Origin of the sequence: Streptomyces nojiriensis (genome assembly GCF_017639205.1) — a bacterium.
Taxonomy (GTDB): domain Bacteria; phylum Actinomycetota; class Actinomycetes; order Streptomycetales; family Streptomycetaceae; genus Streptomyces; species Streptomyces nojiriensis.
The window spans coordinates 6,737,930-6,763,938 of the sequence record NZ_CP071139.1; the positions used below are offsets into that span (position 1 = coordinate 6,737,930).

General features: G+C 74.0%; 17 protein-coding genes. 5 read left to right on the forward strand and 12 right to left on the reverse strand.

The features are described from left to right. Positions 1–305 precede the first annotated feature (305 nt). From JYK04_RS31340 to JYK04_RS31355, 4 genes are all read right to left on the reverse strand, one after another. Positions 306–1,496, reverse strand: a complete 1,191-nt coding sequence (locus tag JYK04_RS31340) for a cytochrome P450 family protein (protein WP_189739036.1) — start codon at positions 1,494–1,496, stop codon at positions 306–308. Then, positions 1,493–2,683: an MAB_1171c family putative transporter gene (locus JYK04_RS31345; RefSeq protein ID WP_189739040.1), complete on the reverse strand. Its 1,191-nt coding sequence runs from the start codon at positions 2,681–2,683 to the stop codon at positions 1,493–1,495. The genes JYK04_RS31340 and JYK04_RS31345 overlap by 4 nt, the downstream gene beginning before the upstream one ends. Further along, positions 2,680–3,207 carry a M48 family metalloprotease gene (locus JYK04_RS31350; RefSeq protein WP_189739043.1) on the reverse strand — a complete coding sequence of 176 codons (528 nt, stop codon included), beginning with the start codon at positions 3,205–3,207 and terminating at the stop codon, positions 2,680–2,682. Before JYK04_RS31350 ends, JYK04_RS31345 begins: the two co-directional genes overlap by 4 nt. A gap of 224 nt (positions 3,208–3,431) precedes the next feature. Beyond that, positions 3,432–3,887 carry a helix-turn-helix domain-containing protein gene (locus JYK04_RS31355; protein ID WP_189739046.1) on the reverse strand — a complete coding sequence of 152 codons (456 nt, stop codon included), beginning with the start codon at positions 3,885–3,887 and terminating at the stop codon, positions 3,432–3,434. A 427-nt stretch (positions 3,888–4,314) separates the two neighbouring features. On the opposite strand from JYK04_RS31355, the gene JYK04_RS31360 reads away from it, so the two are divergent. The 4 genes from JYK04_RS31360 to JYK04_RS41500 are packed head-to-tail and all read left to right on the forward strand — an operon-like array spanning position 4,315 to position 12,519. Next, the gene (locus JYK04_RS31360) at positions 4,315–5,886 is read left to right on the forward strand and encodes a TIGR02677 family protein (protein ID WP_229875504.1); all 1,572 of its coding nucleotides are present in this window, start codon (positions 4,315–4,317) and stop codon (positions 5,884–5,886) included. Continuing rightward, the gene (locus JYK04_RS31365) at positions 5,883–7,130 is read left to right on the forward strand and encodes a TIGR02678 family protein (RefSeq protein ID WP_189739049.1); all 1,248 of its coding nucleotides are present in this window, start codon (positions 5,883–5,885) and stop codon (positions 7,128–7,130) included. Before JYK04_RS31360 ends, JYK04_RS31365 begins: the two co-directional genes overlap by 4 nt. Further along, a complete protein-coding gene (locus tag JYK04_RS41495; protein WP_229875513.1) occupies positions 7,127–11,290 on the forward strand; it encodes a TIGR02680 family protein in 4,164 nt (1,387 codons plus the stop codon). The genes JYK04_RS31365 and JYK04_RS41495 overlap by 4 nt, the downstream gene beginning before the upstream one ends. Continuing rightward, positions 11,287–12,519 carry a TIGR02679 family protein gene (locus tag JYK04_RS41500; RefSeq protein WP_229875523.1) on the forward strand — a complete coding sequence of 411 codons (1,233 nt, stop codon included), beginning with the start codon at positions 11,287–11,289 and terminating at the stop codon, positions 12,517–12,519. The genes JYK04_RS41495 and JYK04_RS41500 overlap by 4 nt, the downstream gene beginning before the upstream one ends. Before the next feature lie 72 nt (positions 12,520–12,591). On the opposite strand, the gene JYK04_RS31375 is transcribed toward JYK04_RS41500, so the two are convergent. From JYK04_RS31375 to JYK04_RS31390, 4 genes are all read right to left on the reverse strand, one after another. Continuing rightward, a complete protein-coding gene (locus JYK04_RS31375) occupies positions 12,592–14,400 on the reverse strand; it encodes a peptidoglycan recognition protein family protein (RefSeq protein WP_189739051.1) in 1,809 nt (602 codons plus the stop codon). 76 nt (positions 14,401–14,476) lie between these two features. Next, on the reverse strand, positions 14,477–16,408 hold the full coding sequence (locus JYK04_RS31380) for a PhoX family protein (RefSeq protein WP_189739054.1): 1,932 nt from the start codon (positions 16,406–16,408) through the stop codon (positions 14,477–14,479). A 272-nt stretch (positions 16,409–16,680) separates the two neighbouring features. After that, positions 16,681–18,018 (reverse strand): peptidoglycan-binding protein, encoded by a 1,338-nt coding sequence (locus JYK04_RS31385; protein ID WP_189739056.1) that lies wholly within the window; start codon positions 18,016–18,018, stop codon positions 16,681–16,683. Positions 18,019–18,171: 153 nt separating this feature from the next. Next, positions 18,172–19,176, reverse strand: coding sequence for a helix-turn-helix domain-containing protein (locus JYK04_RS31390; protein WP_308431044.1), 1,005 nt, complete (start codon positions 19,174–19,176; stop codon positions 18,172–18,174). Between the two features lie 340 nt (positions 19,177–19,516). Here JYK04_RS31390 and JYK04_RS31395 point away from each other — a divergent pair, with 340 nt between their 5' ends. Continuing rightward, positions 19,517–19,912, forward strand: coding sequence for a peptidoglycan-binding domain-containing protein (locus JYK04_RS31395; RefSeq protein WP_189739061.1), 396 nt, complete (start codon positions 19,517–19,519; stop codon positions 19,910–19,912). A gap of 348 nt (positions 19,913–20,260) precedes the next feature. Here the strand turns inward: JYK04_RS31395 and JYK04_RS31400 are convergent, their stop codons facing one another. From JYK04_RS31400 to JYK04_RS31415, 4 genes are all read right to left on the reverse strand, one after another. Beyond that, on the reverse strand, positions 20,261–20,497 hold the full coding sequence (locus JYK04_RS31400; RefSeq protein WP_189739064.1) for an MbtH family protein: 237 nt from the start codon (positions 20,495–20,497) through the stop codon (positions 20,261–20,263). 159 nt (positions 20,498–20,656) lie between these two features. Further along, positions 20,657–22,837, reverse strand: a complete 2,181-nt coding sequence (locus tag JYK04_RS31405; RefSeq protein ID WP_189739067.1) for a protein kinase domain-containing protein — start codon at positions 22,835–22,837, stop codon at positions 20,657–20,659. Positions 22,838–22,841: 4 nt separating this feature from the next. Continuing rightward, positions 22,842–23,777 carry a protein kinase family protein gene (locus JYK04_RS31410; protein ID WP_189739070.1) on the reverse strand — a complete coding sequence of 312 codons (936 nt, stop codon included), beginning with the start codon at positions 23,775–23,777 and terminating at the stop codon, positions 22,842–22,844. Positions 23,778–23,883: 106 nt separating this feature from the next. Then, a complete protein-coding gene (locus JYK04_RS31415; RefSeq protein ID WP_308431045.1) occupies positions 23,884–26,004 on the reverse strand; it encodes a protein kinase domain-containing protein in 2,121 nt (706 codons plus the stop codon). Positions 26,005–26,009: the final 5 nt, after the last annotated feature.

Genomic DNA, 26,009 nt, shown 5'->3' on the forward strand with positions numbered 1-26,009 from the left:
TTCTCTCAAACTCAGCCGTGCTGTTGTACGCGTCTGCTACTGACCCGGTTTCATCAACGGAGCTCAGGCCAAGCCTCGGCTGTGACCGCAAAGCGCCCGAGGGGCTCCCCAATGGAGCTGAAAGTGCCGTTGACCTGCGGCTACGTAGGGTTCTCCCCCTTTGGCGCCGTATCGATGACGCGCCACGTGGAGTGCGTGGCCATGCTGGAGCCGGTGGCCAAGGGCGCCTGACCCGCGTTGCTTCCGTGCCCGCCGCGGATTGCCTGATACGGGAGTCCGCGGCGGGCCTTTGGTTTTCCGGTGGGTCAGGCCAGGGTGAGGGGGAGGGTGGTCAGGCCGCGGGTGAGGCGGGTTCGGCGCCAGGGCAGGGATGTTGCGGGGGCGGCCAGGCGGGTGGCCGGGAAGCGGGTCAACAGGGTGCGGAGGGCGATTTCGGCCTCGGCCCGGGCCAGGGGGGCGCCCGGGCAGCGGTGGATGCCGTGGCCGAAGGAGAGGTGGGCGCCGGCGTCGCGGTCGAGGTCCAGGTGGTTGGGGTCGGGGAAGGCGGACGGGTCGCGGTTCGCGGCTCCGGGGGCGATCAGCACCGGGAAGCCCGCCGGGATGTCGAACCCGCCGACGCGCAGGTCCTCCGTGCTGTGGCGGAAGGTGGCCACGCTCACCGGGGAGTCGAAGCGGAGCAGTTCGTCGAGGGCGCCGGGGATCAGGTCCGGGTCCCGGCGCAGGCGGTCGAACGCCTCCGGGTGCCGGAGCAGGGCCAGGACGGCGTTGCCGATGAAGTGGGTCGTGGTCTCGTGCCCGGCGACCAGGAGGAGGGCGGCCAGGGAGACGGTCTCGTCCCGGTCGAGGCCGCCCGCGTCGCAGTCGCGCAGGAGGGAGTGGAGCGGGCCGTCGCCGGGGGTGGCGCGGGCCGTGTCGACGAGGTGGGTCAGGTAGTCGCCGATGTGGTGCGACGCGGCGTCGACCCGGTCGGTGTCGGTCGCGTCGAACAGGTCGTGGGATCGGGCGGCGAGGGTGGCGCGGTCGGGTTTCGGGACGCCCAGCAGTTCGCAGACGACGGTGACCGGCAGGGGGACCGCCAGGTCCGCCACCAGGTCGATGTCCGTGCCCGGTCGCCACGTGGCCGTGAGGTCGTCGACGACCCGGTTGATGAACGGGCGCAGTTCCCGGACCCGGCCGGTCGTGAACAGCCGGGTCGCCACCCGCCGGTGGCGGGTGTGCACGGGCGGGTCGCTCGCCAGCATGTTGCGGGAGATCGCCGGGTGCAGGTCGCGGTTCGAGGGCCGGTCGGCGAAGAAGCGGGCCGTGTCCTTGGACAGGCGGGGGTCGGTGAACGCCTCGCGGGCCTCGGCGTGACCGGTGATCAGGTACGCGTGGTGGCCGCCGGAGCCGGTGGGGACGCGGCGGACCGGGCAGCCTTCGCGCAGCCGGTCGTAGGTGGGGTAGGGGTCGGCGAAGAAGCGCGGGTCGCGCAGGGGGTCCTGCCGCGGTGCGGTCACGAGGCCGCGCCCGCGTGCTCGGGTGCCGGGTGCCGCCCGTAGGCGCCCGCCACGAGCAGCAGCCACGCGGTCTCCGCCGGGAGGTCGCCCTTGCGGGAGCGGGTGCCGGCGGCGGGCGGGGCCTCGTCGCCGTCGAGGGGGAGTCCGGCGCGCTTCGCGGCGACGGCCGCGGCGATGACCGCCGCCTCCACCTCGGCTTCGCCCTCGGGGGTGCCGGCCGTGCCCCGGCGGGCGACCTCGGCGGCCGCGGCGTCCCGGACCGACGTCCGACGGTACCGGCGCAGGGCCAGGACGCAGTCGTTGATCTCGATGACCCGGCGGTGGAGGTGGAAGTCGAGGTCGTGGGTGTCGGCGTCGGCGGTGCCCGGGTCGAGCACGACCTCGGGGACCGCCGAGGTGACCTCCCGCCACAGGGGTTCCAGTGCGGTGAACGAGTTCCGCTCCCAGCGGCGGCGGCGCAGCCGACTGAGCGGCCACAGCAGGGCGGGGAGGGTGAGTCCGACGGTGATGAGGAGCACGGCGACGGCGGGCGCGCTCACGCTGAACGCGCAGCGGAAGGGGGTCAGCGGAGTCGAGCAGCGGGCGTGGTCGGGCACGAGCCCCAGACCGAGGCCGATGGAGACCGGGGCGAAGAGCTTGTACGCGGCGTAGACGAGGGCGAAGCCGCAGCCCACCGAGGTCGTGCGCAGGCCCCAGCGCTGGCTGCGGCGGGTCGAGCGCTTGGACTGGGCCCAGGTCTGCAGCAGGAAGTCCTTGGCCGTGGACCCGAGGAAGGAGATGTATATGAGGACGTAGCACGCGTACAACGCCGGGTTGCGGCCGGTGAGTTGTTCGGCGGTGAAGAAGGCGGCCATCCCGGCGACGGAGAGCGCGAGGGCCATGACGCGCAGCCGGATCTGCCTCTGCGCCCGCTCGCGGTCCAGGTTGAGCTGGAAGAGGAAGGCGAGGACCGAGGTGGCCGCGGTCAGGGTGAAGGTGTTGCTGAGGAGCCGGGCGACGTGGGGGACCGCCGATTCGACCGCGCGCTCCACGGCGGGGGCGTAGGAGGCGAAGGCGAGGGCGAACGAGGTCAGCAGCGCCGCCATCGCCCAGGTGCCCGTGGGGCGGTGGCCGCCGCGGCCCCGCACCCAGTAGGCGGCGCAGCACAGCAGCACGACGGCCGTGCCCGTGAAGAGGATGTCGATCATTTCCGGTGGCGATTCTTCCTGTGTGGCTCGGCGAACAGCGCGTCCCAGCTCTCGGCGCCGCTGGCGGGCCGGCTCGACGGGCTTTCGCGTCCCCGGTACATGAGTTGGCGGATCACGCTGGCCATCACCTCGGCCTCGCGTTCGTCCTCGCTGGTGTAACCGGTCCGGCCGGACATGCGCTGCACGAGGGTGGGGTCGAACCCGATCGCGCGCAGGGTGTCCCGGTCCAGTTCCAGACTGCCGGGGTGGTCGCAGATGATGTGGCTGATCTCGTGGGCGAGGATGTGGTTCTGGTGGAGGGGCGAGGTGGCCTCCTCGTAGAACAACAGGTCGGCGTCCGGGGTCTCCAGGCGGATGCCGCACGGAGCGTCCATGGCGCCCAGGGTGCTCAGGGGGCGCAGGATGATGGGGCGTCCGCGTTGGTCGGCCACGGCGTCGCGGAGGTCGCGGGTGCTGAAGCGGTGCGGGAGCCGAAGCGCCTCGACGCGTGCCTCGCACGCGGCGCGAAGCTGCTCAAGGTCCATGTCCTCACTCCGGTGTCGCCGGTCGGGGGTGGCCGGCCGTGGCGAACCTCCCCCTGGAAGCCCGGTACGCGCGTCCCAATTTTGGCATGTCCGCGACGCTGTTCCGAGGGCGGGGTGCGGCCGCGGAGGGGCCGTGCGGATCGGGATGCCGGGCTCGTGCCGGGAAACGCCTGGTGCCCCCCTGGCGATGAGCGGCCACAGGGGGGGTGTCCGGAAGAGGCGGCCTAGTCGTCCAGGTTCAGGTCCTGCGCGGGGTCGTCGGTGGTGAGCCCTTCGAGCTTGCGGGCCTGTTCGATGACGGTGGACAGCATCCTCAGGCTGTCGACGCTCAGGCCGTTGGCGCGCAGGGCCACCTTGCGGACGTCCTGGTCGCGCATGGCGGCGAGGAGGTGTATCTCCGCCTTGGTGCGTTCGGCCGCCGCGCTGTCGACGAAGTAGCCCGCCGGTACGCCGAAGAAGTCGGCCAGGGCCTTGATGGTGTGTCGCGTCGGGTTCCGCTTGGCGCCGGTGCGCAGTTGCTGGATGGCGCTCGCCGTCACGCCGCGCCCCTCTCCGGTCGCGGCCTTGCGGATCCCCTCGGCCACCTCCGCGTAGGTGTAGGGCCCCCGGGACGGGGGGTGCACCTCGCGGAAGAGGTGGTCCAGGAGCTGGGCGAAGGTGGGCGACTGGTCAGCCTCCATGTAAACGACCTCCTAGACGTGATGCCGAGCCTTTGCCCACCACAGTGTTTCTCGAAGCCCCTCGGGCCGGCACCGGCAACACTTTGGTTGACGCCGGACAGTCACTCTGGTGTACGTTACCAATGCTGCACCGACACTGAAGTGTCGAGGGCGAGCGCGGGCCGGGTCGGGGTCGAGCTTCACGGGGGTGGGCTCGGCCGGCGGCCCGCATCGCCGTGGCCGCGCCGGACGGGTTCTGCCCGGCCGGCGCGCGGCCGCGAGATCGCCCGGCGACGCGGGAGTGCGGGGAGTGCGGGGAGTGCGGGAGGCGCGGGGGGCGCGAGGGAGGCGCGGGCCCGGCGGTTGGTGTGGTCAAGATCGATGCGATTTCGGTCAACTCCTTTCGTCCCCGCCGATCACGGGCGCGGGCCCGGGAGAATGACCGGCGATGGACATGAATGCTCCCCGGCCGGAGGGCGTGACCGACGGATACGGGCCGTTCGCTCACCTCACCGCCCCGAACGTGCTGCTCTACCGCTCCGTGATGCGGGCCTTCCTGGCCGCCAAGGAGCGGTTCGCCGTGCATCTGCGGCCCGAGGACGTCCACGCCGCCCTGCCCGCCGGAACGCGCCCCGGAGGGGTCGACGCGGTGGCGAAGGCACTCGACGCCCTGGTCGCCTGGGGGAACCTGCGGGCGGATCCGGACACGGGGCGGGTCACCGCCGTCGAGGACTTCTACCGCAAGCGCTTCATCTACCAGCTCACGCGCGAGGGCGAGGCGGCCGAGAAGGCCTTGGCCGCCTACGACGAGGCCCTCGGGATGCGCGGGGCCCTCCAGGCGGTCGCGCTGCACGACATCGTCACCCAGCTGCGCGCCCTCCTGGTGCTGGCGGCCGAGGAGGAGCCCGATCCGGCCAAAACGCATCTGGCGCTCGACGGCCTCGCCAGCCGCTTCGCCGCGCTCGCCGACAACGCGCGGGCCTTCATGGGCTCCCTGCAGCGGACCATCGACCTCCACGACGTGGCGGAGGACGTCTTCCTCGCCTACAAGGACCAGCTCATCCAGTACCTGGAGCGGTTCATCCAGGACCTGATCACCCTCGGCGGACGCATCGCCCGCCTGATCCTGGAGCTGGAGGACGGGCGCCGGATCCAGCCCCTGCTGAGGTCCGCCGCGGCCCGCGAGGCAGCCGATGCGACCCCGCAGGAAGCGGCGCACGCCGAGCAGGCCGCCTACGAGCGCTGGGCCGGCCGCTGGGCCGGGCTGACGGCGTGGTTCCTCAGCCGCGACGGCCGCGAGTCGCAGTCCCGGCTGCTGCGCGGACGCGCACTCGGGGCGATCCCGCAGCTGCTCGCGGTCGTACGGTCGTTGAACGAGCGCCGGGCCGGCCGCTCCGACCGCTCCGCCGACTTCCGCACCCTGGCCCTCTGGTTCGCCGAGGCCCCCGACGACGACGCCCGCCACCAGCTGTGGCGTACCGCCTTCGGGCTGTACCCCGCACGGCACCTCACCCTCGACGCCGAGACGCACGCCGCACGGCTCGCCCGCCCCGAGCCGGCGGCCACGCCCTGGGCGGGAGCCGAGCCGCTGCGCATCAGCCCGCAGCTGCGCCGCACCGGCAGCTACGAGCGGCGCGGCAAGCCCCGCAAGGTCGAGGACCGGCAGGAGGCACGCCGGCTGCTCGCGCAGACCGCGGCCAAGCAGGCCGCCGAGACCGCGGCCGCACGCGCCAGGCTGGTCACCGGAGGCATCACCAGGCTGTCCGGGCTCGGTGAACTGGATCCGGCCAGTTTCCGGTTCTTCCTCCAGCTCCTCGGGGACGCGCTGGCCACCTGGCGGCCCGGCATGAAGCACACCACGGCCACGAGCAACGACGGAGCCATGGAGATCCGGCTCACGGCCCTGCCGGACGGGTCGACGACCGAGGTGCGCACCCCGGAGGGGATCTTCCGCGGCCCCGACCACGCCATCGAGATCGTCGACCTCACCGCTGGAACGGAAGGGGGCGACGGACGATGACCACCACCTCGCTCGCCGAAGTGCTGGACGGGCAACACGCCTCCGACCTGCGCAAAGCGGCCAGAGCCCTGCTGAAGCAGCCCCTGCTGCTCGCCCACGGGCCCTCGGCGGACGAGTTCCGCCTCGTCCGGCGGCACGCCTCCGACCTGAGGGAGTGGTTCGACCGCAACACGGGCTGGCCCCTCCAGGTCGACGCCGAGTCGGCCAGGCTCGGCAAGATCCCGGCCCGCCTCGCCGACGCCACCCATCCCGCTCGCGAGGCGACGCGCAGCGCCGCCCCCTTCACCCGCCGCCGCTACGTCCTGCTCTGCCTCGCCCTCGCGGCCCTCGAACGCGGCGAGGCGCAGATCGCCCTCGGCCGGCTCGCCGAACAGGTCGTGCTGGACGCGTCCGACCCCCAGCTCACCGCCACCGGCATCCGGTTCACCCTGGACCGCCGCGACGAACGCCTCGACCTCGCCGCCGTCGTACGGCTCCTGCTCGGCCTCGGGGTGCTGCGCCGGGTCGCCGGTGACGAGGACGCCTACGTCAGCGGAGCCGGCGACGTCCTGTACGACGTCGAACGGCGCGTGCTGGCCGGTCTGCTCGCCACCCGGCGCGGCCCTTCCACCGTGCGGGCCGCGTCGCCCCTCGAGCGACTCGCCGAGCTCACCGCCGAAACGGCCCTCGACAGCGACGAACTGCGCTTCCGGGCCATGCGCCGCTCTCTGACCCGGCGACTGCTCGACGACCCCGTCCTCTACTACGACGAGCTGACCGACGCCGAACTGGGCTACCTCACCCGCCAGCGCGGCTTCCTCACCGCACGCATCACCGAACTCACCGGGCTCGTCGCCGAGATCCGGGCCGAGGGCATCGCCATGGTCGACCCCGAGGACGACCTCACCGATGTCCGCATGCCCGAATCGGGCACCCACGGCCACGTCACCCTGCTGCTCGCCGAACACCTCACAGCAGCCCAAGGCCCGGTCAGAACCGCCGATCTGATGCGCAAGGTCGCCGAACTGGCCGCCGAACACGGCGGGTTCTGGTCGAAGTCGGCGCGCGAGGCGGGCGCCGAAGGAGAACTGGTGGAGCAGGCCGTCACCCGGCTCGCCGCCCTCGGGCTCGTCTCCCGTACGGGCGACGCAGTCGTGCCCCGCCCCGCCCTGGCCCGGTACGCGGTCGGCGAGACCGTCGTACTCGCACCCCGCACAGCCGGTACCACCGAGGTGCCCGCCCAGCGAAAGGCGTACCCGCTTTGATTCCCCCCACCGCGCTCCCGGCCCCCGCGCGATCACGCTGGCAGCCCCTGCGGATGGGCCTGGTCGACCTCTTCCACTACGACGTGGAGGAGTTCCACTTCCGCGACGGCAGGCTGCTGCTCCGGGGGAACAACGGGACCGGCAAGTCCAAGGTGCTGGCCCTGACCCTGCCCTTCCTCCTCGACGGGGACCTCAGCGCCCGCCGGGTCGAGCCGGACGGGGACGCCGGCAAGCGGATGGAGTGGAACCTCCTGCTCGGCGGCGAGCACCCGCACTCGGAACGCCTCGGCTACACCTGGGTGGAGTTCGGCCGCCGCGACGGGACGAGCGGCGAGGAACACTTCCGCACGCTCGTCTGCGGGCTCAAGGCCGTCAGCGGGCGCGGGATCGCCCGCCACTGGTGGGCGGTGACCGGGCAGCGGATCGACCACGCACCGGCCGCGGCACCTTCGGAGGGCACCCTCAGCCTGCTGGACGGCACGGGCACGGTGCTGTCCCGGGACCGGCTCATCGAGGCGGTCGCCGGACACGGGATGGTCTACGACCAGGCCAAGACCTACCGCCGGGCCGTGGACGAAGCGCTCTTCGGGCTGGGCGAGCAGCGCTACGGAGCCCTCGTCGACCTGCTCATCCAGCTGCGCCAGCCCCAGCTGTCCAAGCGGCCCAACGAGGTCGCGCTCTCCCGCGCCCTCACCGAAGCCCTGCCGCCGATGGACCAGGCCCTCATCGCCGACGTGGCAGAGGCCTTCCGCTCCCTGGACGAGGAGAAGGAGGAGCTGCGTTCCGCCCGATCGGCCGAACGCGCGGCCTCCGTGTTCCTCGACCACTACCAGCGCTATGCCCGCATCGCCTCCCGCCGTCGCGCGCGCCTCCCGCGTACCGAGCACTCGAAGTACGAGCACCTGCAGCGCGACCTGGCCGGCGCACAGGAGGAGAAGGCCGCCGCCCAGGAGCAGCGGGCGGCGGCCGCCGAGCGGATCGCGGCGCTCACCGGGGACCAGGCGCGACTGGAGGCCACTGAGGCCGCCCTGCGCGAAGGCCCCGAGATGCGCAGCGCCCATGAGCTGGACCGGGCCGCCAGGGCGGTGGAGCGGTCGCAGGACGACAGCACCCGGGCCGACTCCGACCGGGAGGAGGCCCGGCTCCTGCACACCCGCGTACGGGGGCGTCTCGGAGCCGCGGAGAACCGGCTCCGGAGCGCCCGTGAACACGCCGAGGACACGCTCCGCCGGGCGGGGGAGGCCGCCGAGGAGGCCCGGCTGGAGCTGCCCGCGGCCGAAGGACTGCCGACCGCGGAGCTGCGGGCGGCGGTCACCGAGGCGATCGACCGCCGCCACCGGACCCTCGCCCATGTGGCCGACCTCGCGTCCCTGGCCGAGGACACGGCGGCCGAGCGCCGCACCGCCGCGCTGCGGCTCGACGAGGCGGAGACCGATCTGGCGCGGGCGACCGAAGCCCAGGAGGCGGCCGACGCGAGCGTCACGGACGCGGGCCGGGCGCTGATCGACGCGGTACGCGAACACGTGGGCCGGTGCGCGGAGTTGGTGTACGCCGACCCGACCGGACTGCTGGACGAACTCCAGGAGTGGACCGTGCGCCAGGACGGGCCCTGCCCCGCACGGCGGCACGCCGCCCGGGCCCACGGTGCCACGGCGGCGGAACTCGCCGACCGGACCGCGCAGGCGGCCCAGCGCCGGGCCGCCCTCGAAGCCCGCGTCCTGGAGGCACAGGAGGAGCTCGCCGCACTGGAAGCCGGCGGCCGGTCCGGGCCACGGGCCCCGCACACCCGCACGCCGGGCTCGCGCGACCGGATGCCGGGGGCTCCGTTCTGGCGCCTGGTCGACTTCCGGGACCACGTCGGGGACCGGGACCGCGCCGGGCTGGAAGCGGCCCTCGAAGCGGCCGGGCTGCTGGACGCATGGGTGCGCTCCGACGGCTCGGCCCTGTCCGCCGACGACCACGACGTACTGCTGGCCCCGCGATCGGCACCGCCGGCGGGTCCTTCCCTCGCCGACGTGCTGTGCGCGGCGGTGGACCGCGGCGACGCCCGGGCGGCCGCCGTGGACGAGGAGGCGGTGACCCGGCTGCTCGCGGCGGTCGGCCTCGGCGCACCGCTCGGGGACACGCCGACCGCAGGTCCGCGCACACCGGACGACGGGGCGGCCGACCCAGGGCCCGCCGGGGACACCTGGGTCGCGGCGGACGGCCGCTACCGGGTCGGTGTCCTGACCGGCCGGTGGGGCAAACCCGCGGCCGAATACGTCGGCGAAGGCGCGCGGGAAGCCGCCCGGCGCATGCGGATCGCCGGCCTTCGCGACGAACTCGGCCGGCTTCAGCAGCAGTGGACCGACCTCGACGCGCAGGCCCGGACCCTGGCCTCCCGCCGCCTGGTCCTCGACGCCGAGCTGGCCGCCGTACCCGACGAGGACCCGCTGACCCGGGCGCAGGCCCGCGCCGCCGCGACGGCCGACACGGTGCGCCACGTCAGGAACCGCCGTGCGGACCGGGCCGACGCCCTGCAGGCCTCCGCGGAGCGGGCCGAGCGGGCGAGCACCGAACTCCACGAGACGGCGGCCGATCTGGGACTTCCCCCGGACCGGCCGGCCCTGGCCCGCGTGCGGGAGGCCCTCGCCGAGCTCGCCACCGTCCTGGCCGAGCTCTGGCCCGCACTGCGCGAACGCACCGAAGCGTTCCGGCAGACGGCGGAGGAGCGGGAGGAGACGCAGCGGGCGGGCGAACGGACCGCCGAACTGGGCCTGCGCGCCGACGAGGCGGCCCGTCAGGCGGCCGCCGCGGCCGAGCGACTGGCGACCCTGCGCTCGACCGTGGGCGCGGCCGTCGCCGAACTGCAGCGGCGGCTGGCCGATACGGCGAAGGCGCTGCGCGCGTGCACGGCGGAGCAGAAGCTCCTCCAGGAACGCCACGGCGAGGCGGACCGCCGGGCCAGCCGGGCCGAAGGCCGCATCGAACAGTTGGAGCAGGACGTCGCGAGCGCCGCCGCGGCGCGCTCCGAGGCCATTGCCGCGCTCCGGCGCTTCAGCGCCACCGGGCTGATCGCGGTCGCCCTTCCCGATCTCGCCGTGCCGGCCCCGGGCGGGGGGACCTGGACGGCGACGTCCGCGATCGCGCTCGCCCGTTCCCTCGACGCCGAGCTGGCCGCGACCGACGATTCCGACGGTGCGTGGGAGCGGGTGCAGCGGCGGCTGAGCGAAGAGCTCAAGACCCTTCAGGACGCACTGTCCCGGCACGGGCACAGGGCATCGGCCCGCATGGTCGAGGAGGGCATGGTCGTCGACATCGTCTACCAGGGCCGCGAGCGTGCCGTACCGGAACTCGTGGAGGCCCTCGCCGTCGAAGTGGGGGAACTCAACCGCATCCTGTCCGCGCACGAGCGCGAGATCCTCGAGACCCACCTCATCACCGAGGTCGCGGGCACGCTCCAGGAGCTCATCGGGGCCGCCGAGCGCAAGGTGGTGGCCATGAACGCCGAGCTGGAGGAACGCCCGACCTCCACGGGGATGACCCTGCGTCTGGTGTGGCGGGCTTCGCGCAAGGCCCCCGCGGGACTGGCCCAGGCACGGGGCCGCCTCCTCCAGACCGCCGACGCCTGGACCCCCGAGGACCGGGCGGCGGTCGGGGAGTTCCTGCAGACGCAGATCGCCCGCCAGCAGACCGAGGACGTGGCCGGCAGTTGGCTGGAGCATCTCACCGCGGCCCTCGACTACCGCTCCTGGCACGAGTTCGCCGTCGAGAGGCAGCAGCACGGCCGCTGGGTACCGGCCACCGGACCGGCCTCGGGCGGCGAACGCGTGCTGGCCGTTTCCGTACCGCTGTTCGCCGCGGCTTCCTCGCACTACGCGAGTGCGGGCAGCCCGTACGCGCCGCGGCTCGTCACCCTGGACGAGGCGTTCGCCGGGGTGGACGACGACTCGCGCGCCAAGTGCCTCGGCCTGCTGCACGCCTTCGACCTGGACGTCGTCATGACCAGCGAGCGGGAGTGGGCCTGCTATCCGCAGGTACCGGGCATCGCGATCGCCCAGCTCTCCCGCGTCGACGAGGTCGCCGCCGTCCTGGTCACCCGCTGGGAGTGGGACGGTACGGCCCGTACCCGCCGTGCGGACCCGGTGCGTCCGGCCGAGCCGGAGGCGCTGTGGGCGTGAACCGCCCGGCGGTCGACGAAGCCCGCCTGCGCCGGCTCCTCGGCGGGGCGGATCTCGCCTGGCTGCTCGACCGGGTCCGCCGCCGGCTGGAGCGGGGACGGCCCCTGTCCGGTGCGGTGTCCCTGGCCGCCCCCACTCCCGCCCAACGGGCGGCGGCGGAGCGGCTGCTGGGACGGGCACCCGGCGGGGGCGCGTCGCTCACCGTACGGCTCGACGCGGTGGACGCCGTACTGCGCCGGTCGGGCATCAGCCCCGAAGGCCTGGCGGCGGCCGCCGCCACGCTCACCGGTCCGGTCGTCCCTCTCGAAGAGGCGCGCCGGACCGAGGAGCGGGCCTGGGCGCAGGCCTGCACCCCGCTCACCCTGCTGGCCCGGGACGAACCGCTGCTCGCGGACTGGGCGGCCCGATCGCGCGACAACGGCCTGGTACGACGCATCGCCGGCACGCCCGAGGAAGCTCATGCGCTCCTCGGCCAGGCAAGCCGCGTGCTGCGGGCACTGCCCGCCGAGCCGGCCCGCTCCCTGTCCGTGTTCGCCGCGGACACGCTCGGCAGTGCCCACGCACTCGACGACGGCACCCCCTTGGCCACGATCGCCCTGTCCGGAATCCGTGCCCTCACCGGCCATCCGGACGGCTCGGGCGCCGCCTGGCGACGGGCCGCATGGGCCTCGGCCGGCCTGCTGCGCGACGACGTCTCCTCCACGGTCCTCACCCTGAACCTGCGCGGTACCCCGGCCCTGGACTGGATGGCCGACGGGGGCGAGCCGTGCGTCCTCACCCTCCGCCAGCTCGCCCACCGCCCCCCGGAAACCGCGCCGGCGGTGGTCCACATCTGCGAGAATCCCGCGGTCCTCGCGGCCGCGGCGGACCGGCACGGCGCCGATTCGCTCCCGCTGGTGTGTCTCCAGGGCCAGCCGTCGGCCGCCGCCCTCACGCTCCTCACCCGGCTCCGCGGACTCGGTGCCTCCTTCCGCTACCACGGCGACTTCGACTGGGGCGGCCTGCGCATCGCCACGACGCTGCTCCGGCACGTTCCGTGGCGCCCGTGGCGCTACACCGCCGACGACTACCGTGCGGCCGTGGCCGCCGCCGACCGTGTTCCCCCGCCCCTGGCCGGGAAGCCGGCCCCGTCCCCGTGGGACCCGGATCTGTCGTCCGCCCTCGCCGAACACGGCATCCGCATCGAGGAGGAAGCCGTCCTGGACGTGCTGCTGGCAGACCTCCGATGACCGGACCCGGAGGACCCGGTCCCGGAGCACCCGGTCCCGGCCCCGGGCGCGTACGCCTGCGCCGGCTTCCCGTCAGAACTGTCCGCGGTTCAGCGCCGTCTGCAGTGCCTTCACCGTGGCGGGGCCCCAGAGGCCGTCCACCGTCAGGCCCGCGCCGGTCATCTTGTTGAGGTGCGCCTGCAGGGCCTTGTACGTCCCGGGCCCCGCGGCGCCGTCGACGACCAGGCCGGCGCCGCCCCACGTGTTGAGGTGCCGCTGGAGTCCCCGGACGGAGTCCGGCCCCCACTGGCCGTCGACCGTGACGCCGATCGCGCGCTGGGTGGCCTTGATCGTCGCCGGGCCGAAGGATCCGTCGACGGTGAGGCCCGCGCCGTTGTCCACGCCGCCGTTGTACGCGGCTTCGGTGGCGGGTCCCCACAGGCCGTCCGCGCCGACGCCGAGCTTGGCCTGGAGCCAGCGGACGCCCGCGTCCGTGTTCGGGCCCCAGATGCCGTCCACGGTGAGTGCCGGGTTGTAGCCGAGTCCGTTGACGGCCTGCTGCTGGGAGGCGACGGGGCGCACCGAGGTCATCCCGCCCCCACCGGCGGGGCGCGAGGTGTACGCGGCTTCGGTGGCGGGTCCCCACAGGCCGTCCGCGCCGACGCCGAGCTTGGCCTGGAGCCAGCGGACGCCCGCGTCCGTGTTCGGGCCCCAGATGCCGTCCACGGTGAGTGCCGGGCTGTAGCCGTGACCGTTGACGGCCTCCTGCTGGGAGGCGACGGAGCGCACCGAGGTCATCCCGCCCCCACCGCCCGTACCGCCGTTCGAGCCGCCGATTCCGCCCGTGCCTTCCCGTACCGGGATGCCGGTCGCCTGCATCCCGCCCTGCACCCAGGCCCGCAGACCGGGTCCCGGGCACTGGGTGGACTGCCCCGGGAGGCCGCCGTGCCAGGTCGGGGTCAGCGTCCGGCCGGTGTTGGCGTTGGCCGCGTCGTACAGGGCGCGCAGCGCGGAGAGGGCGCGCGGGGTCGCGTCCCCGTCGTAGCCGATGAAGCAGGCCCCGATGTGGGTGGTGTTGTGGCCCGTGGCGTGCGCGCCGACGACGTCCCAGCCCCGGCCCTCGTAGATGCGGCCGTCCCGGTCGACGAGGAAGTTGTAGCCGATGTCCGACCAGCCCTGGCCGTCCATGTGGTAGTTCTGGATCGCCCGGACCGTCTGGGAGGTGGGGCCGTCCGAGTAGTGCACGGTGAAGCCGGTCCGGTCCGCCAGGGCGACCCGCGTGACCTCCTTCGGCGGGCGGGCCCCCCACTGGCTGCGGGAGTAGTAGAACAGCGGCTGGGCGGGCTTCGGCGGCTTCGGGTCGTCACCGCCGCCGGTGGGGGGATGGAACGCGCCGCTCGTGATGTACGGGTAGAGCTTTCCCGGGCATTCGGTGTTGAAGACGTCCCGGTGGCCCTTGACCGAGGGACCGGCCTGGGCGTTGGAGCGCAGCCAGCCGACCAGCTCGCGGATGGTGTCCACCATCTCTCCGTGGACCTCGTCCTCCAGCGCCATCATCCCGCAGACGGCGAAGTAGTTCTGGTTGGCACCGGGGGTCTGCCTCCCGTTGGCGGCCGAGCGCACATCGGATCCCCGGCCCTCGAAGACGATGCCGTGGTTGCAGACGAGGTAGCTGTAGGCGATGTCGTCGTACGGGTCGTCGTCCGACCAGAAGGGCGGGTCCATCTGCCTGCGCTGGATGTCGCGTACGTGCGCGGCGCAGTCGTCGTGGCGGCTCTGCGCCTCCTTGCCGGGACCGAGGTGGTGGACGACGACGCCTCCCTCCCAGGGCGTGAAGGAGAGCGTCTCGGGCTTCTTGCGGGGGCGGGCGCCCCATTCCGCGCGGGTGACGAAGGTGAGCATCGGGTGGGTTCTCCGTACGGGTTCGCCAGGATGGGCTGAGCTGGTGGGGGAGGGGGTGCGGGCCGGGCTGCGGTGCTCAGGCGGCGCCGATCACGCCCCCGTCGAGGCGGCGGACGGCGATCGTGGCCGAACGGGGCCGGCCGGCCGGATCGCGGTCCGGCCAGTCGCTGACCGCCCGCGGGTTCTCGGCCGTGGGAGCCCCCCACGCCGCCGTCGACGAGCCCGGGTGTTGGATGTTGACGAACAAGGTGCGTCCGTCAGGGGTGGCGGTCACCCCGGTGACCTCGGCGCCCCGCGGTGCGGTGAGGAAGCGGCGGACCGTGCCGGTGCGCGGGTCGGCGACGAGCAGCGCGTTGTTGCCGAGGTTCTCGTGGTTGCGCTCCTCCTGGTGGAGCGAGTGGGCCGAGACGCCGGTGCTGATCCACAGCTGTCCGGTGATGTCGAAGGCCAGCCCCTTGGGGGAACCGAACGCGCCCGCCTCGTCCAGCCCGACCGCCTGGTCGTGCACGGGGTCGCCGGCCAGCAGGAAGACGTCCCAGCGGAACCCGGCCGCCGTATCGGCCCCCTCCTGCCAGCGGATGACGTGGCCGTACGGGTTCGCGTCCCGGGGCCCCGCTCCGCGTACGTGACCGCCCGCGCCGTTGGCGAGCGCGCAGTAGACGTCGCCGTTGCGCGGGCTGACGGCGATCTGCTGGGGGCGGTCCAGGCGGGTGGCGCCGAGGGCGTCCGCCGCCTCGCGCGCCCGCAGCAGGACATCGGCCTGGTCCTTCCAGCCGTGGGCGGCGGTGAGCACGGACCGGCCGTGGGCGAGCGGCAGCCACTCGCCCCGGCCGTCCTCGTGGAAGCGCGCGACATGGAGGACACCGTGGTCCAGGGGGCTGCGGCCCTTGGCGTGCGCGGACTTCCAGGGGGCTTCGCCGACGAACTTGTAGAGGTAGCCGCCGTCCTCGTCGTCGCCGCTGTACACGACGACGTGCCCGTCCCGGGTCTCGCCGACCGCCGCCGAGGAGTGGTTGAAACGGCCGAGGGCGGTCCGCTTCACCGGGGTGCTTCCGGCCGGGTCCAGCGGGTCGATCTCGACGATCCAGCCGAACCGGTTCGGCTCGTTGGCGGTGCGGGCGAGGTCGAAGCGGGGCACGGCGGCATGCCAGTGCTGCCCGTGGCCGAGCGCGCTCAGGCCGTAGCGGCGCTGCGTGGCCGTGGGCCGCCATGCCGGGTCGTCCGTACCGAACCAGCCGTTGGCGTTCTCCTCGCACGCGAGGTACGAGCCCCAGGGCGTGACGCCGTGTCCGCTGTTGCTCAGGGTGCCGACCGGGGCGTCACCGGTCTGTAGGGCGGGGTGCCCCGTGGCCAGCGGGCCGGAGAACGTCACGGGCGTGGTGCCGGTGATCCGGGCACCGCGCGCCGAACCGGTCGACCGCCAGGTGCCGTCGGCCCGCAGCTGTACCTCGACGGCGGTGATCCCCTGTGCGGCCAGGCCCTTCGCCACCTTCTCGGCGGTCACCGCCTGCGCCCCGGAGCCCTGGCCGGTGTACAGCAGGGTGGGGTCCACCGACTCGTGGTTGATCAGCAGCATGCCGCGCCGGCTGCCTTCGGCGCCGCGGCCCAGCGGGAAGAAGTGCGTCCCGCTGTGGTGGGACCCGATCTGGCGGGCCTGTTCGGCGGCGGTGTTGCCGCCGTCCTGCCGCCAGGCGGGACCGGCGGGGGAAAGGGGCGCCCCCCAGGGGGCGAGGGTCCGGACGGTGTAGCCCGCGGGAACGGTGATCCGGTCGGCCGTGTCGACCGGGACGGCGTCGAAGCCCTTGCCGTGCGGCTGGGCCCCGGTCTTCACCGGAGCCGACGGAGCCGCCGAAGCCGCCGGTGGCGGCGCGAGCGCGAACTGGGCGGCGACGAGGGCACCGCCCACCAACAGGTTCCGGCGGCTCAGCAGCCGGACGGCCACCAGGTCCTGGAAGTCCCGGCCACCGGCGCCGGCGGCCGGCGCGGCCGGCCGAATGTCGTCCGACATGTGTCTCCTTGTCGCTGCACTGCCGCACCGCCGGGCCGCCGCACGGCTGCCGGACGGCATGCCGCAGCGCCGCCACGTGCGATGGGTTGGGGGCGGCGCGCCCCGGTGAAGTCGTCACGGGGCGCGCGGAACCGAATCTAGCGAGGCGGCGGGCCAATGCGGTCCGCGGACCGTCCCAGGGACGGTCCGCCGCGTCCCAACCACCTGTGGGACATGCCGATCAGGGGCCCGTGCCACGAGGCACGGGCCCCTGACCTGCAGCGGGAGGTCGCTCAGCCGCCCGAGGGCGAGACGATCGCGTACGCGGGCCAGCCGCCGACGAGACGGCGGGTGACGCGCTCCACCCGGTCGTTGTGGTTGCCCTCGATGGTGGTGACGGTCCCGTCACCGTTGTCCTTCTCGATCACGCCGACGTGGACGCTCGTGGAGGTGTTCGAGGGGCCGGAGCCGAAGAGGATCACATCGCCCGGCTTGGGCGCGGCGTTCCGCAGGTCCGTACGGAGCGTTCCGTGGTCGCGCCCGTAGTAGTAGAAGTCCCCGCTGAAGGCCGTGTGGTAGTTGATCCCGGCCTGCTGCCAGGTCCAGCTGGCGAAGTGCGCGCACCAGGCCTCACAACGGCCGTACGGGTTGCAGTTGTTGCCCCACTCCTCCTGGCCGAGCTGGGAACGCGCCGCCTGGATGATCTTGTCGCGGACGCTGCCCGACAGCGGGGGTACGGGGACGGTCGGGCTGCCGCCGCTGGGCCCGCCGCCGGGGCCGGTGCTGCCGATCTCGCGGGCGATGCCCATGGCCGCCATCGTCCGCGGGCCGGCTATGCCGTCCACCTCCAGCCCGTGCCCCGACTGGTAGGTCCGCACGGCGCTCAGGGTGTTGGGGCCGTAGTCGCCGTCGGCCTGCGTGCCGGCCGCGCTCTGCACCCGCTGCACCTTCGCCGTCAGGGCGCCCTTGGTCTGGGGGCCGGCGATGCCGTCGACCTCCAGGTCGTTGTCGCTCTGGAAGGACAGCACGGCGTTCTTGGTGCGGGGGCCGTAGGCGCCGTCCACACCGCTCAGCGGCAGGTAGCCCAGACCGGCGAGATTCCGCTGGAGGAGCTTGGTCTCGGAGTCGGTCCCGGTGCCCGGTCCGCTGGAGACGATCCGGTCGATGTTCATCTCGCCCATGGTCTGGGGGCCGGCGATGCCGTCGACCTCCAGGCCGTGGCGGCTCTGGTACGACCTCACGGCGTCGAGGGTGTTCGCGCCGTAGTCGCCGTCGGCCTGCGTGCCGGCCGCGGACTGCACCTGCTTGACCTTGGCCAGCAGGGCGGCCGTGGTCTTCGGCCCGGCGTCGCCGTCCACGTCGAGGCCGTTGTCCCGCTGGAAGTGCCGTACGGAGTCCTGAGTCTGCGGCCCGTACGCGCCGTCGACACCGCTGCGCGGGAGGTAGCTGAGGCCCGACAGGCCCCGCTGGAGCAGACCCGTGTCGACGGCGTGCGCGGTCGGCACCGGTCCGGTCAGCAGCGCCGTCAGGGCAGCGGCGACGGTCAGGAGGGCGGCCATCAGCCTGCGGGCCGACACCGCCGCCCGGTCCGGGGGCCGGGTGGAGAGGGATGGGGAAGACAGTGAAGACATGAGCGGAATGGGCCTTTCGGCTGCGTGGTGACGGTCGGTCACCACGCAGCTTCAAGGGCCGCGCCGCGTCCCCTCCAGTACCTCAGCGTCTCTGGGACGAGCCCGGGATGTCCCTGGGCCAAGGCCCTCTTCCACCCGTCGCCGCGCCGGCCGTCAGGGCTGCTGGACAGCCCCTTCGGGCGCACACTGCATCTGCTTCTCCGCCGGGATCGCCCCGCACACGCTCATCGCTTCGAGGGGAGCCTCGGCGGAGACCGCGAGCATCTTGGTGTACGAGTCGTGCTCGAAGCGGATCAGGGCTTCCAGCTCGGTCCCCCTGGCATCCCTGATGATCACCTTGTCGCCGACGGCCCCGCCTTCGATGCGTCCCCATACCGATTGGCAGGCCGCGCTGTAGCGGAGCTGGATGTGCATGCCGCGCAGGAAGGTGCTCTTGGCCGTCGTCGCGTCCCAATGGCATTCCATGGCCTGGGGATCGTGGCGCAGGCAGGTGTCGGACTTGCACTTGACCTGGATGTCACCGGCTCGCGGGACGAGGGTCGCGGTCTCCTCGCCGCCGCTCTTCTTGCTGTCGGCCGGCTTTCCCGCCGCATCCGGAGAGCGGCCTCCCGCCGTGGTGGAGGAGAAGGCGAGGCCGGTGGCGACCGAGCCCAGCAGGGCTCCCGCGGTGATGTATCCGATCACGCCGAATCTTCGTCTCCACTCGGACCGGGGTCTCTCGCGCGGCGACGGGGCCTCTGCCTGCGGGGCGTCCGGCACGCCGGCGTCCGGCGGTGCCTCGTGTGCGGCCTCCGGCCCGGGCCGCTCGGGCTCGGCCGTCGCCGTCGCCGTCGGTACGGGTGCGGCCGTGGCCGGGGCGCCGCTCGCCGGGGCGGAGACGGCCCGCGCCAGCAGGTCGAGCAGCGGCTCCGGGTCCGTGCCCGCCACGGCCGCGAGTTGCTCGACGGCCACGGTGGTCGGCAGCTGCTTCCCGTTGAGGAATCGCTCCCATGACGAGCGGCTGTAGTGCGTCCGGTCGGCAAGCCGGCCGAAGCTGAGTTGCGAGGACTCCTTGATCCTGCGCATCTCCGTACTCAACTGGGCACGCGCCGACTCCGTGCCACCTGTCACCTTTGTCCGGTCAGACATCAAAGGCCCCCCAACTCGCTTATGCGCCATACAGCTTCCCCGAGACGGTGTGGCGCGAGGGACAGGATATGCGGCGCCGCTGACAGTCCCGGACTCGGCGCCGGGCACCGGAATCCCTAGGGACGGCCGCCATCGGGCGTCCCTGGGCCGGAAGGGCCGCGACGTGGGACGTCCCAGGGAAGCGACCCCCTGTGGGCAGATCGCACAACGGTTTCCGGCCTCGGGCGTGTCCCTGGGACATGCGGCCGCCCGCTGGGACGGCGGGCCCGCGGCCATGATGATGCGGCGCCGGGGCGTCCCCGTCCGGCGATCCCCACCGCCCCCCCCACACACACAGAACACGTCACCAGCAGAAGGAAGTTGCCGCGTCATGCCTCAGATCTCCCCGCGCAGGACCCTCACGGCTCTCGCCCTGGCGGCCGCAGCCGTCGGCTCCCTGCTCGTCACGGCTCCCGCCGCCCAGGCCAACGACTACCTCGGCGCATGCCTGGACAGCGTCGGCTACCGCAAGTCGCCCAACGGCTGGAACGTTCCGGCGCGGAACTTCTCCCAGGGTTCCTCGGGCGTGTGCGTCAAGGAGCTGCAGCTCGACCTCGCCTCGACCATCGGCATCGATGAAGAGGACTGGGCCGGCTTCGTCGACGGCCGCTTCGGCCCGAAGACGGACAAGTACGTGCGGCGCTTCCAGCAGTCCAGCCACCTCGAGGTGGACGGCATCGTCGGCCCCCGGACGTGGGAGAGCCTCATCTCCCGCACCACGGATTGAGAGGGAGCCGCACGCCGCCGCGACCGGGCCGGCGCCACGCCTGCTCCCGCCACGCCGCGGGGAAGGGGTTGGGATCCCCGTTCCAGGAGGCCCGCAGGGCCCCGCGCGAGCGGGTGCAGGCGACGAAGGGCAGGCTCGACTCGCCGAGCCTGCCCTCCCGGTGGTGCTCTTCCAGTACCTCAAGCGGCGCCCGCCGTTCGACGACGAGCCGCTGCGCCGCGCCCTGACGCAGCGGTTCAACGCCATCGACGGCATCGACCTGGCGCTCCCCTGACCCGAGCGGCGCCGCCGGACGGCACGACGCCAACGGCGTCGGCCGTCCGGCCGGTCCGCGGGACGCCGGTCACCTCATGCGGCGCCGGCGGAAGCCGGGTCCGCGGCCATCGTGTCGCGCAGGCTCTTCGGGCGCAGGTCGGTCCAGTTCGCCTCGACGTGCTCCAGGCACCGCCGACGGGATTCCGCGCCGAATATGATGCGCCAGCCGGCGGGAATCTCGGCGAACGACGGCCACAGCGAGTGCTGTTCCTCGTCGTTCACCAGGACGTAGAACCGGCCGTCGGCGTCGTCGAACGGGTTGCTGCTCATGGAACCACTCCAATTCAAGCCGTTCACGGTCCGACTCCCGGCCGGGAATCGGACCGTCATCCGTTGGTGGGGATGGAGTTGGCGGGACCGCCGTTCCCGATCATGACATGGGCGCCACCGGCGCGGCCCGTGTTCTCTCCACCTCGCGCGCGAGGCCGCCTACGGGAGCGGGAGGGCGATCAGCTTCTTCTCCTCGCGGAGGTAGAGCCGCTTGCCGTCCGGATCCGGCGTCACGGCGTAGGCACTCGTCCTGTAGTGCCAGACCGGGGCCTGGGTGCGGATGCGGACGGCTCGCAGGCCCGTCGCGTCCATGCTGTAGACGTGGCTCGGGGTGACCACGGGGGCGATGTCGCGATTCGGTTTCGCGCCCTCCGGCAGGATGTCCGTCCATTGCAAGGTGCCGACGAGGGTGCTGATGGCGACGATGCCGCGGGTGCCCTCCACGGCGTAGACGACCCCGTCGCGGACGGTCGTCATGCCGTACCGGCGCTGGGCGCCCACCTCACCCGCGTCGCGGTTCGCGCCGAAGGACCAGACCTTTTCGCCGTCGGTGAGCCGCAGCGCGTGCACCTTCTTGGCGCCGATGTACACGCAGTCGTCATCCGTGGCCGGCCGGCCCGGCGTGGCGCCGGGTGCTTCGACCGACACGTTCCAGCGCTCGGCGCCGCTGCCGGCGTCGTGCACGGACATCCGCAGGGCGCCGCTCGTCTCAGCGTGCTGCCACAGCAGTAGGCCGCCGCGTACGGCCTTGACGCCGATGGGGGTCGGGCGTCCCAACTGCACCTGCTCCTCGGTGGGGGCCGCCGCCGGCTGCCGCCACAGTTCCCTGCCGGTCTTCAGGCTCGCGGCCACCACGGACCACTGGCCGCTCCCGGCCGCCCCGGCGTAGAGGAACACGGTGTCGCCGGCCACCCCGAGGATCTGGTTGAGCGCGTTCGTACCGTCGTACGCGGGAAGCCGGACGAGCGGCGCCTGCTCCGTGCCGTTCTCCAGGGACAGGGGTACCACCGCGAGGGCCTTGTCCGCGGCGTCCGGCTTCCTCACCGCGTACAGGACCTTGCCGTCGGTGGCGACGCGCCAGACCTGTGTGAACCCCTGGACGTCCCTCAGGTGCCTGCCGTCCTGTTGGAAGATCCCGCTGGTCGTGGTTCCGGTGGCCATGACGAGCAGGTCGTTCACCGGCAGCGGGGCGCTGCCCACCAGGGGCTGCGCCAGGTCGGCCTTCCACAGCGCGTCGGGCGGCGGTTGCAGGGCGGGCTGCCCGGCGTCCGCGCCCCCGGCCCCGTCGTCGCCGCGGCTGCCGAGCCAGGCCCACAGCCCGCCCCCCGCCGCGAGCGCGACCGCGCCGGCCGCGGCCCCGGAGACCGCGAACAGCCTGCGGCGTGACATGCCGGGGTCGTCGGCGACGACGGTGTCCGGCGCCCCGCGGGGGGCCGGCAGCCGCAGCGGCGGCTCCTGCCACACGGCTGCTGCGCGCCGGGCGATGTCCGCGAGCACCGGCTGCGGCAGCCCGTCCGCGAACGGGCCGCCGCCGGGTGCGAGCAGGTCCGCCAGCTCGGCCGTCGTGGGGCGCTGCGCCGGGTCCTTGGACAGGCAGCGGGCGAGCAGCGGCGCCAGTGCCGCCGGTACGCCGCTCAGGTCGGGTTCCGCGTACCGCACCCGGTAGAGCAGGTCCGCGGCCTGCCCGCCGCCGAAGGGACCGTGCCCGCAGGCCGCGAAGACCAGGACGCCGGCCAGCGCGAACACATCGCCGGCCGGGGTGTGTTCGAGGCCGCCGGCCTGCTCCGGCGACATGAAGGCGGGCGTGCCGGCCGCTGCCCCGGTGCGGGTCAGCCGTTCGTCGCCGAGGGCGCGCGCGATACCGAAGTCGATGACCTTGGGCCCGGCGGCCGTGACCATGACGTTGGAGGGCTTGAGGTCGCGGTGCACCACGTCCGAGCCGTGCAACTGGCCCAGCGCCCGGGCGAGGTCCGCGCCCAGCGCGCGCACGCACGGCTCGGGCAGCGGGCCGGCCAGCCCGACCGCCCCGTCCAGCTGCGGCCCGATGACGTATTCGGTGGCCAGCCACGGTGTCGCGGCCAGGGCGTCCGCGGCGAAGACCCGGGCCCCGTAGCGGTCGCCGATGACCCGGGCCGCGTCCGCCTCCAGCCGGAACCGGGTACGGAAGGTGGCGTCGGCGGCGATCTTGGCGTGCGCGGTCTTCAGCGCGACCGTCCGCCCGGCCGCCGAACGGGCCAGGTAGACCGTGCCCATGCCGCCGCTGCCGAGCCGGGCGAGCAGCCGGAAGTCGCCGAGGTGCTGCGGATCGTCGTGCGTGAGCGGGGCGAGCGGGGCGGACATCGGGTCAGTGCACCTTCTGGGCCGTGGCGAACGGCTGTTGCAGGGACGGGAGTTCCGCGGCGAGCAGCGCGGCGGACTGATCGGCGAGCGCGGCGACGACCCGGCCCGGCAGCGGTACGGCTCCGTGGTCGAGGACCGTTCCGGCCTGCGCGTACGGGGCCTCGGCCGGGGCGGGGCCCGCGCCGGGGGACACGAGTGCGCCCAGTACCTCCTGCGCGGACCGCGGCCGGGCCGCCGGGTCGGACGACAGGCAGGATCCGACCAGCGTCCGCAGCCCCGGCGGCAGTTCGCCCTGCTCGGGCACGGTGTGGCCGGTCGAGGCGTAGGCCAGGACGGCGCCCAGGGCGAAGACGTCCCCGAGCGGCTGCGGGCGGCCCCCCGACGCCTGCTCCACGGCCAGGCAGCCCGGATCGAGACCGGGCAGCCCCGTCCGCCGCGTCCCGTCGGGAGCCGCGGCCCGCACGGCCCCGAAGCAGGCCAGCAGCGGTCCGCCCGCGGTGACCAGGACGGCGGCCGGTGACAGCCCCGCATGCGTCACCCCCTGGGCGTGCGCGGCGGTCAGCCCCTCCGCGAGTGCGGCGCCGAGCCTGCGGACGGTGTCCTCGGGCAGCGGCCCCCCGTACGCGGCGAGCACGGCCGGCAGCGGCAGCGCGGGCGTGTACGGGGCCGCGTACCAGGGGAAGCCGGCCGTGCCGCCCACCTCCGCGACGTGCAGGAACCGGGGTACGGACAGCCGCCGGGCGCCTTCGGCCTCGATCGCCCACCGGGACGGGTCGGCGCCGGCCAGGGGCACGCCGACGAGCACCGTGCGCTGCCCGTCGGCGGTGCGCCCGAGGTAGCGGCGTTCGGGAACGGCGTGCCCGGCGGAGTCGGAGTCGAGCCGGGCCAGGATCACGTACGGCCCGACGTGCGACGGGTCGTCGTGACGAAGGCGTTCCATGTGCGCTCTCCCGGGTCGGTTGATCGGCCCCGAGCCTAAGCTGTGCCCGCCGGGGCGGCTGAACCGGGCGGGAGCGGTGTGCGGGGGAACGGGCCGGGCGCGCGCCTCACTCGAGGGTGGGCATGGCCGTGAGCTTCCCGTCGTTGACGAGGAAGATGCGGTTCCCGGCGCCGGACATGCCCCAGGGGCCGCGCGATTCGGGCGACCAGGTCCAGAACCGGCGGCCGGCGACGACGGAGTGGGCCGAGACGCCCTGCCCGTCCCCCTGGACGACCCAGACCGTACCGGCCTGCACGACCGGGGGAGTGTGCGGCACCGGGCCCCGCGCGGTGCGGTCCCTCGGGAACGGCCCGCCGAGCTTCATGTTCACCTCGGTCAGCTCCGTACCGTTCATGGCGAACACACTGGCGTTCTTGACGACCGCCGGGCCCCAGCCGCCGGCCCCCCGCTGCGGGGCCTCGGTGGCCTTGATCTCCTCCCAGATCTGCTTCCCCGTCCTGATGTCCAGGGCCGAGAGGCTGCGTCCACCGAGGTAGACGACGTCGTTCACGACGAGGGGCTGCACCGCGGACTTCGCCTGGCCGCCGAGCCGCCAGACCGTGGTCCCGGAAGCGGTGTCGACGGCGATGACGTCCCCGTCGGCACCGAAGAACACCAGCCGGTCCGTGCCGGCCGCGGCCCGCGGCCCCGGGGCCGCCACGGCGGCCTGCGGAAGCGGGACCGTCCAGCGGACCTTGCGCCCGGCGGTGTCCACGGCCCGCAACTGCCCGCCGCGCGTCACCAGGTAGACCGCCGACGCGTCCGCGGCCAGGATGCGGCCGGTGTCGGCGCCCGCCACCGACCACTCCTGCCTGCTGGTGGAGGCTTCGAAGCAGAGCAGCGCCCCGCCGGAGCCCGCGGTCACGAACCGGTGGCCGGGCAGCTCCACGAGTCCGGCGGCCGGCCGGACGCCGGGCAGCCGCCACTTCTCCGTGCCGAAGGTCGTCAGACGCGCCGCGAGGCCGCCGCCCGCGGCCGCGAAGACGACCACGTCGAGGATCGGCAGCGGGGTGGTGACCTGGCCGTCGACCGGTCCCGCCGCCACGGGCAGCGGACCCCACAGCTCGCCCGGAGGCGTTCCGTGCTGCCCGACGGTGATCGACAGCGGCTCGGTGTCCCTGGCCTGGCCGGCCGCGGGGATCTTGCGCGGTTCCTCGCGCTGCAGCCACCAGGCGCCCGCCGCCCCGCCGGAAGCGGCCAGTACTCCACCCGCCGCCAGCGCGGTGCGCAGCAGCCGCCTGCGGGAGGGGCCGCCCCCGGGCTCCTGCCCGACGACCGTGGCCTGCCGGTCGGCTTCGGCCCCCCGGCGCTCGATGTCCTCGGCCAGGGCTCCGGTGCGCCAGATCCGGTCCGTTCCCGGCGGCGGGGCGAAGGCGCCCGCTATTTCCCCGGGGGACGGGCGGTGTGCGGGGTCCTTGGCGAGGCAGGGCGCGATCAGCTGCCGCAACTCGGGCGGTACGGAGTCCAGTCGCGGCTCGCCGTGCACGACCTCGTACTGCACGGCGGCCACGTGGGTCCCGTCGAAGGTGCGCTGCCCGGTGGCCGCGTACGCCAGGACCGCGCCCAGGGAGAAGACGTCCGCGGCCGGGCCGACGCGCCGGCCGAGCACCTGCTCGGGGGCGCCGTACCCGGGGGTGACCGGTACCTGGCCCGTGGTGGTGAGCGTCAGCCCGTGCTCGGGGCGCGCGATACCGAAGTCGATGACGCGCGGTCCCGCGGAGGTGAGCACGATGTTGGCCGGCTTCAGGTCGCGGTGGACCAGCCCGGCCGCGTGGATGTCCCGCAGGGTGGCGGCGAGCGGGGCGGCGAGCGCGCGCACGCCGTCGGCGCCGAACGGCCCGTACCGGCGCACGGCGTCCTCGAGGGTGGGTCCGGACAGGAACTCGGTGGCGATCCAGGGCCGGCCGTCGTGGTCGTCGATCCGCGCGTTCAGGACGCGGGCGACGCCGCCGCTGGTGACGGCCTGGGCGGTGTGGGCCTCGCGCAGGAAGCGCTGGACGAGGTGCGGGTCGTGCGCGAGTTCGGGCAGCAGCACCTTGACGGCCGCGGTGCGGCCGCCGTCCTCCCGGCCGAAGTACACCTTGCCCATGCCGCCTTCGCCGAGGACGCCGAGCACGCGGTACGGACCGAGCCGGATCGGATCACCGGCGCCGAGGGGTTTCATGTGGTGCTGCTTCCTGTCGTTCACGGGCG

Excerpts from the sequence above, each read along its gene's own strand:
- JYK04_RS31360 (WP_229875504.1), top strand. The coding sequence starts at position 4,315 with ATGGACATGAATGCTCCCCGGCCGGAGGGCGTGACCGACGGATACGGG.
- JYK04_RS31365 (WP_189739049.1), top strand. The coding sequence starts at position 5,883 with ATGACCACCACCTCGCTCGCCGAAGTGCTGGACGGGCAACACGCCTCC.
- JYK04_RS31395 (WP_189739061.1), top strand. The coding sequence starts at position 19,517 with ATGCCTCAGATCTCCCCGCGCAGGACCCTCACGGCTCTCGCCCTGGCG.
- JYK04_RS31410 (WP_189739070.1), bottom strand. The coding sequence starts at position 23,777 with ATGGAACGCCTTCGTCACGACGACCCGTCGCACGTCGGGCCGTACGTG.
- JYK04_RS31345 (WP_189739040.1), bottom strand. The coding sequence starts at position 2,683 with ATGATCGACATCCTCTTCACGGGCACGGCCGTCGTGCTGCTGTGCTGC.
- JYK04_RS31380 (WP_189739054.1), bottom strand. The coding sequence starts at position 16,408 with ATGTCGGACGACATTCGGCCGGCCGCGCCGGCCGCCGGCGCCGGTGGC.
- JYK04_RS31355 (WP_189739046.1), bottom strand. The coding sequence starts at position 3,887 with ATGGAGGCTGACCAGTCGCCCACCTTCGCCCAGCTCCTGGACCACCTC.
- JYK04_RS31390 (WP_308431044.1), bottom strand. The coding sequence starts at position 19,176 with ATGGCGCATAAGCGAGTTGGGGGGCCTTTGATGTCTGACCGGACAAAG.
- JYK04_RS31350 (WP_189739043.1), bottom strand. The coding sequence starts at position 3,207 with ATGGACCTTGAGCAGCTTCGCGCCGCGTGCGAGGCACGCGTCGAGGCG.
- JYK04_RS31400 (WP_189739064.1), bottom strand. The coding sequence starts at position 20,497 with ATGAGCAGCAACCCGTTCGACGACGCCGACGGCCGGTTCTACGTCCTG.
- JYK04_RS31385 (WP_189739056.1), bottom strand. The coding sequence starts at position 18,018 with ATGTCTTCACTGTCTTCCCCATCCCTCTCCACCCGGCCCCCGGACCGG.
- JYK04_RS31375 (WP_189739051.1), bottom strand. The coding sequence starts at position 14,400 with ATGCTCACCTTCGTCACCCGCGCGGAATGGGGCGCCCGCCCCCGCAAG.
- JYK04_RS31405 (WP_189739067.1), bottom strand. The coding sequence starts at position 22,837 with ATGTCCGCCCCGCTCGCCCCGCTCACGCACGACGATCCGCAGCACCTC.